Source organism: Pseudomonas sp. PS01303, from assembly GCF_029959385.1.
GTDB lineage: Bacteria > Pseudomonadota > Gammaproteobacteria > Pseudomonadales > Pseudomonadaceae > Aquipseudomonas > Aquipseudomonas rustica.
This window is the reverse complement of record NZ_JASCPK010000017.1, coordinates 33,993-49,921: the sequence shown is the minus strand read 5'-3', so window position 1 is coordinate 49,921 and position 15,929 is coordinate 33,993. Positions and strand designations below refer to the sequence as shown.

Below are 15,929 nucleotides of genomic sequence, written 5' to 3'. Positions count from 1 at the left end.
TTCCTCGAGATCGCTCTCATGCGTACTTCATCATCCACCGGCCTCTGGCTGCCGATCTTCGCCGGACTCTGCGCCAGCCTGGTCAGCATCGGGCTGGCGCGGTTTGCTTACACACCGCTGATTCCTGCGCTGATTCAAGCGCAATGGTTTTCTGCCAACGACGTCGTGTACCTCGGCGCCGCCAACCTTGTCGGCTATTTGATCGGTGCCCTGCTCGGCCGTCCTGTGGCGCTGCAACTTGGCAACAAAAATGCGCTGCGCCTGATGATGTTCGCGGTGACAGCGGCATTTTTCGCCTGCGCCTATCCGCTGTCAGTGAGCTGGTTTTTCGGCTGGCGACTGCTGTCGGGGATTGCCGGTGGCGCGATCATGGTGCTGGTGGCTGCGACCGTGCTGCCGCATGTGCCGGCCGCGCGCAAAGGGCTGGCCAGTGGCGCGATTTTTCTGGGGATCGGTTTGGGCATCGCCGGCTCGGGGACGATTGTGCCGCCGCTGTTGAGTTTGGGTCTGCAGGCGACTTGGCTGGGGCTCGGCACTTTGTCGCTGGTACTGACGGCGTTGAGCTGGTTCGGCTGGCCTGCGGATCTGCCGCAGCCGACCGCCTCACATGAGGTGGCGGCGACTCAAACGACTCCGCCCGGCGTTTATCTGCTGTTCGCTCAATACGCCTTCATGGCGGCGGGTCTGGTGCCGGCGATGGTTTTTCTGGTGGATTACGTGGCGCGTGGACTCGGTGCCGGGGCGCATGTCGGCGCGTTGGTGTGGGTGATGTATGGCGTGGGCGCGATTGTCGGGCCGGTGAGTTATGGCTTTCTGGCGGATCGATTCGGCGCACGTAAAAGTATTCGGCTGGTGCTCGTCGTGCAGGCGATCACGCTGGGGCTGCTGGCGGTTTCGCATTCCTTTCTGGCACTGGCGCTGCTCGCGGTGATTCTCGGTTCATTCCCGCCGGGCATCGTGCCGCTGGCCTTGGCTCGGGTGCATGAACTGGTGCCGAATCATCATCGCCAGCAAATCGCCTGGAGCCGCGCCACAGTGTCGTTTGCCACGTTTCAGGCGTTGGCCGGGTTTGCCTATTCGGCGCTGTTGAATGCCACGGGCGGCCATCACGCGTTGCTGTTTGTGATTGCTGCTAGCGCGATTGCGGTGGCGCTCATCCTGGAGTTAGCCATGAACGTATGGACACGCACAATCCAATGTAGGAGTGAGCCTGCTCGCGAACGCGGTGTGTCTGGCAACCCTGCATCGACTGCCCCGACGCCATCGCGAGCAGGCTCACTCCTACAGGGGTGCGGGGATTGACCTGAATTTATTGATCGACGCAGCACTCCCATTTACACAAACCTTTGCTGAGAGGACTCTGCATGTCTTTGCCCACCGAAATGACCCAAATCCAAATCACCGAACCCGGTGGCCCGGAAGTCCTGCAACCCAAACGCGTACCGTTGCCAGTCGCCGCTGAAGGCCAAGTACTGATCCGCGTACACGCAGCCGGCGTAAACCGTCCGGATGCCTTGCAACGTGCCGGCAAATACCCGATGAAGCCAGGCATGGATCCGATTCCCGGGCTCGAAGTGGCCGGTGAAGTCGTGGCGCTGGGCGCCGGCGTCAGCCAGTTTGCCGTGGGCGACCGGGTTTGCGCGTTGACCAACGGCAGCGGCTACGGCGAGTACTGCGCGGTTCCGGCAGGCCAGACCTTGCCGATTCCCGACGGCATCGACTGGATTCAAGCGGCAGCGATCCCGGAAACCTTCTTCACCGTGTGGGCCAATCTGTTCGTGCTCGGGGCCGCCAGCCGTGGTCAACGCGTGTTGATTCACGGCGGCACCAGCGGCATCGGTACCACCGCGCTGATGCTCTGCCGCGAATTCGGCATCGAAACCTTCGCCACCGCCGGCAGCGCTGACAAATGCGCGGCAATCAGCAAACTCGGCGGCCAGCCGATCAACTATCGCGAAGAGGATTTCGCCGCGGTGATCGCCGAGAAGACCGACGGCAAAGGCGTGAATGCGATTCTCGACATCATGGGTGGCTCGTACCTCAACGCTAATGTCAGCGCGCTGGCGATGGACGGCCGGCTGGTGATGCTCGGCTTCCTCGGCGGCGCCCGTGCCAATGACTTCGATCTGCTGGCAATGATGGCCAAACGTGCGGTGATCACCGGTTCGCTGCTGCGCGCCCGCACTGCGGCGGAGAAAGCCGAGATCGCCAGCCAACTGCGCGAGCACGTCTGGCCAGCACTGGCTGCCGGGCGCTGCCTGCCGATCATCGACAAGGTCTACCCGCTCGCAGACGCGGCCCAGGCCCACGCGCACATGGAGGCCGGCGACCATATCGGCAAAATCGTGTTGCAGGTGATTTAAGCAGTTGCAGCATTTTGTAATCGTTGCCCACGGGCGCTGGTCGAAATTGTCACGCGCAGGCCGAGGGTTCTGGTAAAAAGCGTTCTTTGTCTGCGTGGTGAAACGTTTAATGTTCCAGTCCTTCATGACTCGTCTGCGCCGCCGCCGTCTGGCGTTCGCCTGCATGGCCGCGCTGATTATCGGCGTGCCAATGAGTTGTGCCGTGCTCGAACACACCGAACGCAAACTGCTGTTTCGCATCGAACCGGGCACGGCCGGCTGGTATCACGGCTTGCCCGGCAGCGTGCAGGAACTCGACCTGCAACCAAAGAGCTTCAAGGCCGGGCAAAACATTCACGCGTGGTGGTGGCCGGCGGAAAAAGCCAATGCCCCGGCCATTCTCTATTTGCACGGCGTGCGCTGGAACCTGACTGGGCAGTTGTTCCGCATTGAGCAATTGCGCGCAGCGGGTTACTCGGTGCTGGCCATCGACTATCGCGGATTCGGCCAGAGCCACGGAGATCTGCCGTCGGAAAGCAGCGTTTACGAAGATTCCCGCGTCGCCTGGGAGCGCTTCAAACTGCTGCAACCGGATCCGAACAAACGCCTGATTTACGGCCATTCTCTTGGCGGCGCAGTGGCGATCGATCTGGCTGCAGAACTTGGCCAGGACGCCGAGCGTAATCACACACCGCTGCCGGTTCGTGGATTGGTGATTGAATCGACCTTCACCACACTGGCGGACGTCGCCGCGTCTGTGGCCAACACCTCGCTGCCGGTGCGCTGGTTGCTCTCGCAGAAATTCGATTCGATCGACAAGATCGCCGACATTCATATGCCTTTGCTGGTCGTACACGGTCTGGCCGACGCTTTCGTGCCACCGCGTTTCAGTGAGCAACTGTTCAACGCAGCGCAACAACCCAAGCGCCTTTTGTTGGTGCCAGGAGCAACGCACAACAACAGCATGGCGCTCGGCGGTCAAAGTTATCGCAAAGCGCTGGACAGCCTGATGCAATCCAAACCCGCTCCCCGCATGGCCGGGCCTGCTTTGTTAAAAAGCTCGGGCGATTCCTGAACTGGATTCAGACAGTACTAAACCAGACGTTTTTGAGAACGAATCCATCTGGAAAGCTCCGCCCTTCCTGACGTCCAACGCTCTGCTATGTTTTAACCGCCCAACGCGGAACCTGGCGAATAACCGCCGCTCTCCGCGCTACTGCCGGGAGCAGAGACATGAGAATCAACCCGTACCTGATCTTCAACGGCGACTGCCGCGAAGCGTTCACGTTTTACGAACAAGCCTTGCAGGGAAAGCTCGAGGCGATGATGACCTTCGGCGAAACACCCGCCGCCGAGCACGTGTCCAAAGAGCATCACCATCTGGTGATTCACACCTGCCTGAAGGTCGGTGATCAGATGATCATGGCCTCGGACACCACGCCCGACCGCCCGACCCAAGGCATGAGCGGCTGCTCGATTTCTTTGAACGTCGACAGCATCGCCGAAGCCGAGCGCGTATTTAACGCATTGGCCAAGGATGGTCGCGTCGATATGCCACTGGAAGCGACCTTCTGGGCCGCGCGTTTTGGAATGCTGGTCGATCGTTTTGGCGTGTCGTGGATGGTCAATTGCGAAAGCGAAAAATGACACAGACGCTTCGTCAGGCATGAAAAAGCCCAACCGGTTCAGGTTGGGCTTTTTGCGTTAACGCTGAGCCAATTCGTGGCGTATGCACTGTTCGTAATAAATTTGCTTGATCGCCGCCGGTTTGAGCTTCGAGCTGCTGTTGTAGGTCTGCTCGGTGATCCCCATCGCGGTCATGCGCATCCACGGCTGCTTAAACTTGCGCACCTGCAATTGCTTGCGCGCGCCATATAAAGAAACGCCAGACAGCTTGGACTGCTGCGCTCCGGCAGCCATGTCCGAGCCCCAGGTGCAGGCAAACTGATGACTCTTGCTAATCTCTTTCGCCTCGACAGTCGAAGCAAAGGCAGCCAGGGAAAGCGTTGCAACGGTGATGGCAATCGTCCGCATATAGCCAACCTAACCTTTTGAAAAAAGGCGATTTTGACCGGATGTTTCCGATCAGGGGGCCAGCAATTTGCCGCCTACTGGGGATTTTTTCAGACAGATAAAAGGACGGTGATGTCTACCGCTCGTCCTACGCGACGCACCTTTGCCGCGCTCTTGCTTCCAATGCGATACATACCCAGCGTGGAAGGCTCAGACCATGAACAAGAAAATTGCCGCCCTGTCGCTCGCCAGCCTGCTTGTGGCCGGCCCTGTTTACGTCTTGGCAAGTGAACAAAACACGGCGGGATCCGCTGCACCGCCGACCGCCATGCCGGGGGTCAATCAGTCGAAAAGCTCGAAAGCCAACGACGAGAAGGCCAGCAAAAAAGGTGAGGAGTCATCAGGTGGGAATGCTGGCGCGCAATCCCATGAGACGGCGAAGGATGCTGCGACGTCGAGTGATTCGGACGACGTTAAAAAAGCGCCGAAACCGTAATGACAGACACAAAAAAGCCGATTTATTTAATCGGCTTACCTGTCTGATTTTACTCAGGAATAATGGTCGGGACGGAGTGATTCGAACACTCGACCCCTAGCACCCCATGCTAGTGCGCTACCGGACTGCGCTACGCCCCGACTGGTTTTCCAACTCGCTCTTCACCTCGAAGAGCGCTCAAGAATATATCGCAAGCGTTTGAAAACTGGAAGTATTCAAACGCAGCTTTTTATTTCTTGAGTACCACCAGCACATCTTCGAGTTCGGCGATCATTTGGCGGATCATTTGCTTGTATTGGGTGGTGTCGTCTTTGGCTTCATCGCCGGACAGACGCAAGCGTGCGCCGCCGATGGTGAAACCTTGATCGTAAAGGAGCGCGCGGATCTGCCGGATCATCAGCACGTCCTGGCGCTGATAATACCGGCGGTTTCCGCGGCGTTTGACGGGGTTGAGTTGAGGAAACTCCTGCTCCCAGTAGCGCAGCACGTGTGGCTTTACGGCACACAGCTCGCTGACTTCACCGATGGTGAAGTAGCGTTTGCCCGGGATGACGGGTAGTTCGTCGTTATGACTTGGTTCCAGCATAAGCCTCAACTCGGGCCTTCAACTTCTGCCCTGGACGAAAGGTGACCACACGGCGAGCCGTGATCGGGATTTCTTCCCCCGTTTTCGGGTTGCGGCCAGGCCGCTGGCGTTTGTCCCGAAGGTCGAAATTGCCGAAACCGGACAATTTGACCTGCTCGTTGTCTTCAAGAGCGTGCCTGATTTCCTCGAAAAACAGTTCTACCAATTCCTTGGCTTCCCGCTTGTTCAGGCCCAGCTCTTCATACAGACGTTCCGCCATCTCAGCTTTCGTCAAAGCCCCCATACGTCACTTCCTTAACGTGGCGTTCAACCTTTGTTCGAGCGAGGTGAGGATATTTTGCGTCGTCGAATTCACCTCATCGTCATTAAGAGTGCGCGATGGATGCTGCCAGGTCAAGCCAACTGCAAGGCTTTTTCTATCAGGATCAATGCCTTTACCCTGATATACGTCAAACAGCCTGAGATCTGTGAGCCATTCGCCTGCATTTTCACGGATTACGTCCAGTACTGCCGAGGCTGCGACGTCTTTGTGTGCAATTAATGCAAGGTCACGACGCACTTCAGGAAAGCGCGACAACTCGTGGAATTTCGGCATTTTGCCGAGTGCGACTTCAGCCAGAACCAGCTCGAAAACGAAGACTGGACGATCCAGACCCAAGGCTTTCGACAGTTCCGGGTGAATGGCGCCGATGAAACCGACTTCACGCCCTTCTCGCTCGATGCGCGCGGTTTGCCCCGGGTGCAGCGCCGGGTGTTTGCCCGGTGCGAAAGTGAACGAATCCAGGGCACCGGCGAAGCCCAGTACTGCTTCCACGTCAGCTTTGACGTCGAAGAAGTCGATGGTGTCGCGACCTTGTGCCCAGCCTTCCGGCAGACGGCTACCGCAGACAACACCCGACAACATCGGCTCTTGCTTCAAACCTTCGAGCTGACCGACGAAGCGCAGACCGCTTTCGAACAGACGCACGCGATCTTGCTGACGATTGAGGTTGTGCTGCAGCGCTTTGACCAGACCCGGCCACAGCGACGAGCGCATGGCAGCCATGTCATTGGAGATCGGATTGGCCAGCAACAGCGGCTCAACGCCTGGATTGAACAGTTCGAACTGGCGTGGATCGATGAAGCTGTAGGTAATCGCTTCCTGATAACCACGAGCCACCAGCAGACGACGCAGTTCCGGCAGATCGCTACGCGCTTCAGCCTTGGCTTGCGGCGCGAGGCGCGCTTGCGGGTAACGAACCGGCAGACGGTTGTAACCGTACAGGCGGGCCAGTTCTTCGATCAGATCGACTTCAAGGCTGATGTCGAAGCGATGGCTTGGCACTTCTACGCGCCATTGGTCAGCGCCGTCGGCAGTAATGCCCAGACCCAGGCCGCTGAGCAGACGCTCAACCTGAGCCGAATCCATTTCCATGCCGAGCATCTGGGTGATGCGCTGCGAACGCAGGGTGATCGGCGCGATCGACGGCAGGTGCTGCTCGCTGACGGTCTCGATGATCGGGCCGGCTTCGCCGCCAGTGATTTCCAGCAGCAGGCCAGTGGCGCGCTCCATGGCTTCACGGGCCAGTTGCCAGTCAACGCCACGCTCGTAGCGGTGCGACGCATCGGTGTGCAGACCATAGGAACGAGCCTTGCCCGCCACAGCGATCTGGTCGAAGAAAGCACTTTCCAGAAACACGTCGCGAGTGGTCGCGGACACACCGCTGTGCTCGCCACCCATCACACCGGCAATCGCCAGAGCGCGAGTGTGGTCGGCAATCACCAGCGTGTCGCTACGCAGGCTGACTTCCTGACCGTCGAGCAGTACCAGCTTCTCGCCCTCTTCCGCCATGCGCACACGGATACCGCCATTGATTTCGGCGAGATCGAAAGCGTGCAGCGGCTGACCCAGCTCGAGCATCACGTAGTTAGTGATGTCGACGGCAGCGTCGATGCTGCGCACGTCGGCACGACGCAGACGCTCAACCATCCACAGCGGCGTAGGCTTGGACAGGTCGACGTTACGGATCACGCGACCGAGGTAACGCGGGCATGCAGCCGGCGCCAGCACTTCGACCGAACGCACTTCGTCGTGCACGGCAGCTACGGCCGGCACTACTGGACGGGTGACCGGAGCGTCATACAGCGCGCCAACTTCACGGGCCAGACCGGCCAGGGACAGGCAATCGCCACGGTTCGGGGTCAGGTCAACCTCGATGCTGGCGTCTTCCAGATCCAGGTACACGCGGAAATCTTCGCCCACTGGCGCATCGGCCGGCAGTTCCATCAGACCGTCGTTGCCTTCGCCAACCTGCAGCTCGGCTTGCGAGCACAGCATGCCGTTGGACTCAACGCCACGCAGCTTGGCTTTCTTGATTTTGAAGTCGCCCGGCAGTTCGGCACCGATCATGGCGAACGGAATCTTCAGGCCCGGACGCACGTTTGGCGCACCGCACACGACCTGGAAGGTTTCCGCGCCATTGCTCACCTGGCAAACGCGCAATTTATCGGCATCCGGGTGCTGCTCGGTGCTCAGCACCTCGCCCACGAATACGCCGCTGAAAACACCGGCGGCCGGCGTAACGCTATCGACCTCAAGACCGGCCATCGACAGACGAGCAACCAGCTCATCGCGATCTACCTGCGGGCTAACCCAGCCACGCAGCCATTGTTCACTGAATTTCATCCTGCTCTCCTAAGAATTCGTTACGACTAGCGAAATTGCGCGAGGAACCGCAAGTCGTTGTCGAAGAACAGACGCAAGTCGTTCACGCCGTAACGGAGCATGGCCAGACGCTCGACGCCCATGCCGAAGGCAAAGCCGGAGAACTCTTCCGGATCGATGCCGGACATGCGCAGCACGTTCGGGTGAACCATGCCGCAGCCCATCACTTCCAGCCAGCCGGTCTGTTTGCAAACGCGGCAGCCTTTACCGCTGCACATCACGCATTCCATGTCGACTTCAGCGGATGGCTCGGTAAACGGGAAGTACGAAGGACGGAAACGTACGGCCAGTTCTTTCTCGAAGAACACCCGCAGGAATTCTTCGATGGTGCCTTTGAGATCGGCAAAATTGATGTCGCGATCAACCAGCAGGCCTTCGACCTGGTGGAACATCGGCGAGTGGGTGATATCGGAGTCGCTGCGATACACGCGGCCTGGGCAGACGATGCGGATCGGCGGCTGCTTCGATTCCATGGTGCGAACCTGTACCGGCGAGGTATGGGTGCGCAGCAACATGTTGGCATTGAAATAGAAGGTGTCGTGCATCGACCGGGCCGGGTGGTGGCCTGGGATGTTGAGCGCTTCAAAGTTGTGATAGTCATCTTCGACCTCAGGGCCTTCGGCAATGCCGTAGCCGATGCGGGTGAAGAACTGTTCAACACGTTCCAGAGTGCGGGTAACCGGATGCAGACCACCGGAGGTCTGGCCACGGCCCGGCAATGTCACGTCAATGGATTCGGCGGACAGTTTGGCAGCCAGTTCGGCTTCTTCAAACAAGGCCATGCGCGCATTGAGAACGCCTGTTACACGTTCCTTGGCAACGTTGATCAGAGCGCCGACTTGCGGACGCTCTTCTGCCGGCAAATTCCCCAGGGTCTTCATCACCTGAGTCAATTCACCTTTTTTGCCAAGGTATTGAACCCGGATTTGCTCCAGGGCATTGATATCTTCAGCGCTTTGCACAGCCTCTAGTGCTTGAGAGACCAGCGCATCCAGGTTTTCCATGTACAGACTCCAGATACAAAATAGGGGAAGAGCTTGAAGGCTCTTCCCCTATTTAAGACGTTTACCACCTGACCCCACGGAAGTGAGGCCGGGTGATTGTCGGGGGTACTTAAGCCAAGGTGGCTTTAGCTTTCTCGACAATCGCAGCAAACACCGCTTTTTCGTTCACTGCCAGATCAGCCAGAACCTTACGGTCGATCTCGATGGACGCTTTTTTCAGGCCAGCGATGAAACGGCTGTAGGACAGACCGTTAACACGAGCACCAGCGTTGATACGAGCGATCCACAGAGCGCGGAACTGACGTTTTTTCTGACGACGGTCACGGTAGGCGTATTGGCCTGCCTTGATTACCGCTTGCTTGGCAACACGGAATACGCGCGAACGTGCACCGTAGTAGCCTTTAGCAAGTTTCAGAATTTTTTTGTGACGCTTACGGGCAATGACGCCACGCTTTACACGAGCCATGAGTTACTTCCTCTATTCTTGACTAAAATTAACGAAGGCGCAGCATGCGCTCGACTTTTGCCACGTCAGACGGATGCAGCAAGCTGCTACCGCGCAGTTGACGCTTACGCTTGGTCGACATTTTAGTCAGGATGTGGCTCTTGAAAGCGTGCTTGTGCTTGATACCGTTAGCAGTTTTCAGAAACCGCTTAGCAGCACCACTTTTGGTTTTCATTTTTGGCATGTTCGGATACTCCGCATTCAGTTGATAAACATAATCAGAAGGCCTGCCGTGCCCTGTTGATTACTTCTTCTTTTTCGGGGCGATGACCATGATCAGCTGGCGTCCTTCCATCTTAGGATGCTGTTCGACCGAACCGTACTCGAGCAGGTCAGCTTCAACCCGCTTGAGGAGTTCCATCCCCAGCTCCTGGTGGGCCATCTCACGGCCGCGGAATCGCAAGGATACCTTGGCCCTGTCCCCATCACTCAGGAAACGTACCAGGTTGCGCAGTTTTACCTGGTAATCCCCTTCCTCCGTCCCTGGACGAAACTTGATTTCTTTAACCTGAATCTGCTTCTGGTTTTTCTTGGCCGCGGCAACCTGCTTCTTCTTCTCGAAGATCGATTTGCCGTAGTCCATCAGTTTGCAAACAGGGGGTACTGCATCGGCGGAAATTTCCACCAAATCCAGTTTGGCCTCTTCAGCCTTAAGAAGCGCGTCTTCAATTGACACAATCCCAAGCTGTTCACCTTCAGCCCCAATTAACCGAACCTCGCGTGCCGAGATATTCTCGTTGATCGGGGCTTTCGGTGCAGCTCGTTTATCTTGTCTCATTTCACGCTTAATAATAATTACTCCGAATCTGGGCGACCACGCCGGGAAACCGCTTGCGCGAGAAACTCAGCGAACTGGGCGACGGGCATCGAGCCCAGGTCAGCACCTTCACGAGTACGCACAGCGACAGTCTGCATCTCGACTTCCTTATCTCCGATTACCAAGAGATAGGGAACCTTGAGCAAAGTATGCTCGCGGATTTTAAAGCCGATCTTTTCATTTCTCAAGTCGGACTTGGCACGAAATCCGCTTTCGTTGAGAGTTTTTTCAACTTCTGCAACAAAATCTGCCTGTTTATCAGTGATATTCATGATCACCGCCTGGGTCGGCGCGAGCCACGCAGGGAATGCACCTTCATAGTGCTCGATCAAAATACCGACGAAACGCTCAAAGGAACCGAGGATCGCACGGTGCAACATCACTGGGTGTTTGCGGCTGTTGTCTTCGGAGACGTATTCAGCGCCCAAACGGACAGGCAGGTTAAAATCGAGCTGCAAGGTACCACATTGCCAGACGCGACCGAGGCAATCTTTTAGCGAAAACTCGATCTTCGGACCGTAGAACGCACCCTCACCCGGCTGCAGATCGTACGGCAGGCCCGCAGAATCAAGGGCTGCAGCCAATGCGGCCTCAGCGCGATCCCACAGCTCGTCGGAACCGACGCGTTTTTCCGGACGAGTGGACAGTTTCATTTCGACGTCGGTGAAGCCGAAGTCGCGATAAACGTCCATGGTCAGCTTGATGAATGCAGCGGATTCGGCTTGCATCTGCTCTTCGGTGCAGAAGATGTGGGCGTCGTCCTGAGTGAACGCACGCACACGCATGATGCCGTGCAGCGCACCCGATGGCTCGTTACGGTGGCAGGCACCGAACTCTGCCAGACGCATCGGCAGCTCGCGGTAGCTCTTCAGGCCTTGGTTGAACACCTGCACGTGGCATGGGCAGTTCATCGGCTTGATGGCGTAGTCGCGGTTTTCCGACTGCGTGGTAAACATGTTGTCGGCGTAGTTGGCCCAGTGCCCGGATTTCTCCCAGAGGCTGCGGTCAACGACTTGAGGGGTTTTGATCTCAAGGTAGCCGTTGTCACGCTGGATCTTGCGCATGTACTGCTCGAGCACCTGGTACAGAGTCCAGCCGTTCGGGTGCCAGAACACCATGCCCGGGGATTCTTCCTGGGTGTGGAACAGGCCCAGACGCTTGCCGATCTTGCGGTGATCGCGTTTTTCAGCTTCTTCGATGCGCTGGATGTAAGCCGCCAGCTGCTTCTTGTCTGCCCAAGCGGTGCCGTAAACGCGCTGCAATTGCTCGTTCTTGGCGTCGCCACGCCAGTAGGCGCCCGACAACTTGGTCAATTTGAAGGATTTCAGGAAGCGAGTGTTCGGCACGTGCGGGCCGCGGCACATATCGACGTATTCTTCGTGATAGTACAGACCCATGGCCTGTTCGTTCGGCATGTCCTCGACCAGACGCAACTTGTAGTCTTCGCCGCGGGCCTTGAACACTTCGATCACTTCGGCGCGCGGAGTGACTTTCTTGATGACGTCGTAATCTTTCTCGATCAGCTGCTGCATACGCTGTTCGATCGCAGCCATGTCGTCCGGAGTGAAAGGACGTTCGAAGGCGATGTCGTAATAGAAGCCTTCGTCGATGACCGGGCCGATCACCATTTTTGCAGTCGGGTACAGCTGCTTGACCGCATGACCCACCAGGTGAGCGCAAGAGTGGCGAATGATCTCCAGCCCCTCTTCATCCTTTGGCGTAATGATTTGCAGGGTCGCGTCGCTGCTGATGATGTCGCTGGCGTCGACCAGTTGACCATTGACCTTGCCGGCCAGTGTGGCTTTGGCCAGGCCAGCACCAATGGATGCGGCGACCTCGGCTACGGAAACCGGGTGATCGAATGAACGTTGACTGCCGTCGGGAAGAGTAATAGTTGGCATGGCGCCTCCTCTCCTAGTGGTGACCCCTACCAAAGGTCACGTGGGTTGGGATGAGCCAGTACAAGATCCGATCCAGGCCATTCAATGACGAACGCCTGCCTTACAGCGGCAGGAGCCTTGCGGCCAACCGGAAAACCGAACCAGAGTGACTGGGATTCAAATCAGAAATATTCGCACGTTGACCGCGTCCGGGACTGTAGGTCATCCGGCGCCTGAGAACGCTTGAGCCCGGCATGCTAGCACAGATGAGCGGTCACTTATGCCTCTGTTTGATCAGAAGGCAAATCGTCCGTTTTTATGCCAGAGTGCTGAACTTGATCGGCCTTTCAGCCCTCAGATAACAAGACATTGACCCACAAGGAGCATCCTCGCATGCGTCTGAATACCCTGTTCGCCGTCGTCGCCCCTATCGTTATGCTGCTGCCGTTGACTGCCCACGCCGATTGGCCGAAGGGCGAGCGCGAAAAGTACATGGCGCAGTGCACACAGGCTGCGACCCAACAAATCGGTGCTGCGGCAGCGAAATCTCATTGTGCTTGCGGCGCTGACGCCATCAAGTCTTATCCGGCCAGCGACATTCAGGCGCTGATGGACAACAAGGCAACTCCTGAACTGCAGCAGAAAGCGCTGGGCCAAATCGCCAAATGCAAGGCAAATACCCCGGCGAAAAAGTGATCAAAAAAGTCTTTTGAATCGGCTCAGCGCCTCTAAAAAGGGCTGAATTTGAGCCTTTTCGGAGGATTTATGCAGGTTTTACAGGTTTTTTTATTGTCTTTACGTTCCGCGCAAACCCTTGTAAACCGGGGCTTTCAGCCGAAACAGGCAGTAAAGAAAACACGACTGATTGGCAAACAGCACGTCCGGGGGGCTACCAAAGCGAACATTTCGACTATGATACTCCGGTGTGCCCAGTTGGCCTGAGCAGCACAGCACTACTGAAAATATATGTTTCTTGGAGATACACCATGTCTAATCGCCAAACCGGCACCGTTAAATGGTTCAACGATGAAAAAGGCTTCGGCTTCATCACTCCTCAAGGTGGCGGTGACGACCTGTTCGTACACTTCAAAGCTATCGAATCCGACGGTTTCAAAAGCCTGAAAGAAGGCCAGACCGTCTCCTTCGTGGCTGAGAAAGGCCAAAAGGGTATGCAAGCTGCACAGGTTCGCCCAGAGTAATTTCTCGGCGCACTAAAAAAACCCCGTCCATGTGACGGGGTTTTTTATGCCTGCAACAAAAGCCTTGTGAAATCAGCCGCAGTTGACGCGGGTGATCACCAGGTTGTTGTCAGTGTTGAGGTTCAAGCGATCGGAACGGTACTCAAGCGTGATCATGTCGTTCGGCTTGAGGAAGCGGGCATTCTGCGCGCCTGCTTTGGTGCGGGCTTGCTCCAGCAGTTCCGGCGAGGCTTTCTTGCCGATGGTGAATTGCGCTGCCGAAGCATCACAGCGGCTGTGACCGGCTTCGGTCGCCACGGTATCCTTTGCCGACTCGCTGGAGGTCGTGCTGCAACCGGCCAACATGGCAGCGGCCATAAGTGCACCCAGTGTCGCGAACTTCAAAGGCATGAAGCCTCCTTATTTCAAAAAGTTAAGCTGAGATCGTGCGACCGCCATTCCGGCGTTTGGTTTCACGGCCGATGCCATCACCCTGCCCCACGATCGGAAAAACGCCGAGTGTGCCTGAGCGGCGTTCATGTCTTCATCAATCAATCGTGACTGAATATTAACGGCACTCAATAGACGTCGATGTAGTCAAACGGCGGATTCGGCCAGTTGTCCTTGAGCGCGTTGAAAATCTGCATCACCCAGACCTCATCACTGGCCGCGACATTGCCCACATAGCCCGAGCCTTTGGCCCAGGTTTCGAGGCGAAACAACAGTCCGTCGATATCCTGCCCACCGGTAATGCCCGAAGAAAGGTAAGCGATGCCGCCCTTGGTTACGCGCAGTTGCGTATGTTCGTCATCACTGGCTGAAGCGAGCAACTGGCGCACCGCGTCGAGCGTAAGGCCGTCAGGGGTATTCAAATCGATCTGCACAGCACGATCCTTGGGAAGCCGGAAAAGACCAAGTGTCGCATAGCGCTCCGCTCATGCCTAAGTCGCAGTGCCAAACGCCCGACAAAATGGTTAACTCGGCACACAGACTTCCCGACTTTTCGAGCGCACCTCATGACCACCATCAGCATCGACGCCGACATCAAAGCCAAATGGGCAGACGGACACAGCTCCTATAGTCCGGGGACGACGGAAGAATTGGCGCTGATTGGCATCGATCTATTGGTCAAAGAGTTGGGCACGGAAGCGGCCAAGCAATTCATCAAGCAGATTTTTGAGCGTTACCCGACTGAAAAAGCCGAGCAAGCAGAAAAGGCGTGAACTCTCGCTGGAGTAAAGGTTTAGGGCGTCTGCGCGGGCCTCTTCGCGAGCAAGCTCGGCTCCTACAAAACTGCGTGAATTTGTAGGAGCTGAGCTTGCTCGCGAAGACGGCCTTACCGACGACGCGCCTTCTGCGAGCGCGAATGCTTTATTTCAGGCGCTTCAGACGCTCGGTCAGCAAGTCGAAGAAACCCTGAGCGTCACCGTTTTCAACCCAGAAGGCATTCTTCGGCGCTTTCAGGCCGTCATACCAGTCAACAACGGTCTGGCCGAAAGTCGGGCCTTCACGGCTATCAACCACGACATTCACCGAACGACCGGTGAACAGCTCAGGCTTGAGCAGGTAAGCGATGACGGTAGCGTCATGCACCGGGCCACCCGGGATGCCGTAATGCTCCATGTCGCCTTTGATGTACTCGTTGAGGATGTCGCCAACAATCTTGCTCGCATTGTTGTTGAGCGCAGCGATCTGCTTCAGGCGTGCGTCACTGGTGAGGATCTTGTGGGTCACGTCCAGTGGCAGGTAGGTCAGTTTCACGCCGCTTTTGAGTACCACTTCAGCCGCTTGCGGATCGGCAAACAGGTTGAATTCGGCCACCGGAGTGATGTTGCCGCCATTGAAGTGCGCACCGCCCATGATCACCACTTCCTTGATGCCCTGCACAATCTCGGGCTCCTGGATCAGCGCCAGCGCCAGGTTGGTCTGCGGGCCGAGCATGGCGATGGTGATGCTGTGCGGCTTGGCGCTCTTCAGGGTATCGATCAAGTAGTTGACAGCATTGCCTTGCGCCAGGCCTTTTTTCGGCTCATGCACGGTGACACCCGACAGGCCTTCCTTGCCATGGATGTTTTCGGCGTAGATCGGCGTGCGCATCAGCGGCTTTGGCGCACCGGCGTAAACCGGCACATCCTCGCGCCCTGCCCACTCGCGAGCCAGACGTGCATTACGCGAGGTTTTGTCGAGACGCACGTTGCCGGCAACGGTGGTCAGCGCGCGAATGTTCAGTTCTTCTGGCGAGGCCAGTGCGAACAGCAGAGCGACCACGTCGTCAGCACCCGGGTCGGTGTCGATGATCAGGTCGATTTTTTCCGCCGCCTGAGCGCCGGTGGCAGTGATGACGGACAAAAGCAGCAGACTCCGGAGCAAATGGTGCAGTTTCTGAGCATAGCGTTGCATGGCG

20 protein-coding genes and 1 tRNA gene are annotated in these 15,929 nt (G+C 57.2%); 8 read left to right on the top strand and 13 right to left on the bottom strand.

From position 1 onward, the window contains the following. Nucleotides 1-18 precede the first annotated feature (18 nt). The 4 genes from QMX93_RS08375 to QMX93_RS08360 all read left to right on the top strand — a co-directional run bounded on the left by QMX93_RS08375 (nt 19) and on the right by QMX93_RS08360 (nt 3,989). Entirely contained in the window at nt 19-1,302 is a 1,284-nt protein-coding gene (locus tag QMX93_RS08375) for a YbfB/YjiJ family MFS transporter (RefSeq protein ID WP_282354511.1), read from the top strand. A 62-nt stretch (nt 1,303-1,364) separates the two neighbouring features. Further along, entirely contained in the window at nt 1,365-2,363 is a 999-nt protein-coding gene (locus QMX93_RS08370; protein ID WP_282354509.1) for an NAD(P)H-quinone oxidoreductase, read from the top strand. A gap of 109 nt (nt 2,364-2,472) precedes the next feature. Beyond that, the gene (locus tag QMX93_RS08365; protein ID WP_282354507.1) at nt 2,473-3,417 is read left to right on the top strand and encodes an alpha/beta hydrolase; all 945 of its coding nucleotides are present in this window, start codon (nt 2,473-2,475) and stop codon (nt 3,415-3,417) included. 158 nt (nt 3,418-3,575) lie between these two features. Then, complete coding sequence (locus QMX93_RS08360) at nt 3,576-3,989, top strand: VOC family protein (RefSeq protein ID WP_282354504.1); 414 nt, start codon at nt 3,576-3,578, stop codon at nt 3,987-3,989. Between the two features lie 57 nt (nt 3,990-4,046). Here the strand turns inward: QMX93_RS08360 and QMX93_RS08355 are convergent, their stop codons facing one another. Further along, nucleotides 4,047-4,376, bottom strand: a complete 330-nt coding sequence (locus QMX93_RS08355; RefSeq protein ID WP_053119016.1) for a hypothetical protein — start codon at nt 4,374-4,376, stop codon at nt 4,047-4,049. Between the two features lie 196 nt (nt 4,377-4,572). Here QMX93_RS08355 and QMX93_RS08350 point away from each other — a divergent pair, with 196 nt between their 5' ends. After that, on the top strand, nt 4,573-4,851 hold the full coding sequence (locus QMX93_RS08350; RefSeq protein WP_282354502.1) for a hypothetical protein: 279 nt from the start codon (nt 4,573-4,575) through the stop codon (nt 4,849-4,851). Between the two features lie 63 nt (nt 4,852-4,914). Here QMX93_RS08350 and QMX93_RS08345 read toward each other — a convergent pair. The 9 genes from QMX93_RS08345 to thrS all read right to left on the bottom strand — a co-directional run bounded on the left by QMX93_RS08345 (nt 4,915) and on the right by thrS (nt 12,368). After that, nucleotides 4,915-4,991: transfer RNA gene (locus tag QMX93_RS08345), tRNA-Pro, on the bottom strand. A gap of 89 nt (nt 4,992-5,080) precedes the next feature. Next, on the bottom strand, nt 5,081-5,437 hold the full coding sequence (locus QMX93_RS08340; protein WP_003179985.1) for a MerR family transcriptional regulator: 357 nt from the start codon (nt 5,435-5,437) through the stop codon (nt 5,081-5,083). Beyond that, nucleotides 5,418-5,720, bottom strand: coding sequence for an integration host factor subunit alpha (gene ihfA, locus QMX93_RS08335; RefSeq protein WP_002553164.1), 303 nt, complete (start codon nt 5,718-5,720; stop codon nt 5,418-5,420). Before ihfA ends, QMX93_RS08340 begins: the two co-directional genes overlap by 20 nt. Nucleotides 5,721-5,723: 3 nt before the next feature. After that, nucleotides 5,724-8,102, bottom strand: a complete 2,379-nt coding sequence (gene pheT / locus QMX93_RS08330; protein ID WP_282354500.1) for a phenylalanine--tRNA ligase subunit beta — start codon at nt 8,100-8,102, stop codon at nt 5,724-5,726. A 26-nt stretch (nt 8,103-8,128) separates the two neighbouring features. Then, nucleotides 8,129-9,145 carry a phenylalanine--tRNA ligase subunit alpha gene (gene pheS, locus QMX93_RS08325; RefSeq protein WP_003226365.1) on the bottom strand — a complete coding sequence of 339 codons (1,017 nt, stop codon included), beginning with the start codon at nt 9,143-9,145 and terminating at the stop codon, nt 8,129-8,131. 109 nt (nt 9,146-9,254) lie between these two features. Continuing rightward, the gene (gene rplT, locus QMX93_RS08320; protein WP_007913489.1) at nt 9,255-9,611 is read right to left on the bottom strand and encodes a 50S ribosomal protein L20; all 357 of its coding nucleotides are present in this window, start codon (nt 9,609-9,611) and stop codon (nt 9,255-9,257) included. Nucleotides 9,612-9,639: 28 nt separating this feature from the next. Then, nucleotides 9,640-9,834, bottom strand: coding sequence for a 50S ribosomal protein L35 (gene rpmI / locus QMX93_RS08315; RefSeq protein ID WP_002553160.1), 195 nt, complete (start codon nt 9,832-9,834; stop codon nt 9,640-9,642). A gap of 60 nt (nt 9,835-9,894) precedes the next feature. Further along, nucleotides 9,895-10,446: a translation initiation factor IF-3 gene (gene infC / locus QMX93_RS08310; protein ID WP_170947229.1), complete on the bottom strand. Its 552-nt coding sequence runs from the start codon at nt 10,444-10,446 to the stop codon at nt 9,895-9,897. Next, nucleotides 10,446-12,368 carry a threonine--tRNA ligase gene (gene thrS, locus QMX93_RS08305; RefSeq protein WP_007913488.1) on the bottom strand — a complete coding sequence of 641 codons (1,923 nt, stop codon included), beginning with the start codon at nt 12,366-12,368 and terminating at the stop codon, nt 10,446-10,448. The genes infC and thrS overlap by 1 nt, the downstream gene beginning before the upstream one ends. Nucleotides 12,369-12,740: 372 nt before the next feature. On the opposite strand from thrS, the gene QMX93_RS08300 reads away from it, so the two are divergent. Together QMX93_RS08300 and QMX93_RS08295 are read left to right on the top strand one after the other, a co-directional pair. Continuing rightward, a complete protein-coding gene (locus QMX93_RS08300; RefSeq protein WP_212544426.1) occupies nt 12,741-13,043 on the top strand; it encodes a hypothetical protein in 303 nt (100 codons plus the stop codon). 290 nt (nt 13,044-13,333) lie between these two features. Continuing rightward, complete coding sequence (locus tag QMX93_RS08295) at nt 13,334-13,546, top strand: cold-shock protein (RefSeq protein ID WP_003179963.1); 213 nt, start codon at nt 13,334-13,336, stop codon at nt 13,544-13,546. A 72-nt stretch (nt 13,547-13,618) separates the two neighbouring features. On the opposite strand, the gene QMX93_RS08290 is transcribed toward QMX93_RS08295, so the two are convergent. Both QMX93_RS08290 and QMX93_RS08285 read right to left on the bottom strand, forming a co-directional pair. Beyond that, the gene (locus QMX93_RS08290) at nt 13,619-13,936 is read right to left on the bottom strand and encodes an I78 family peptidase inhibitor (RefSeq protein WP_159814882.1); all 318 of its coding nucleotides are present in this window, start codon (nt 13,934-13,936) and stop codon (nt 13,619-13,621) included. 167 nt (nt 13,937-14,103) lie between these two features. Continuing rightward, a complete protein-coding gene (locus QMX93_RS08285) occupies nt 14,104-14,409 on the bottom strand; it encodes a hypothetical protein (RefSeq protein ID WP_159814881.1) in 306 nt (101 codons plus the stop codon). 132 nt (nt 14,410-14,541) lie between these two features. On the opposite strand from QMX93_RS08285, the gene QMX93_RS08280 reads away from it, so the two are divergent. Next, on the top strand, nt 14,542-14,748 hold the full coding sequence (locus QMX93_RS08280; protein ID WP_212544424.1) for a hypothetical protein: 207 nt from the start codon (nt 14,542-14,544) through the stop codon (nt 14,746-14,748). A 148-nt stretch (nt 14,749-14,896) separates the two neighbouring features. Here QMX93_RS08280 and QMX93_RS08275 read toward each other — a convergent pair whose 3' ends face one another. After that, on the bottom strand, nt 14,897-15,925 hold the full coding sequence (locus QMX93_RS08275; protein WP_053118992.1) for a nucleoside hydrolase: 1,029 nt from the start codon (nt 15,923-15,925) through the stop codon (nt 14,897-14,899). Nucleotides 15,926-15,929: the final 4 nt, after the last annotated feature.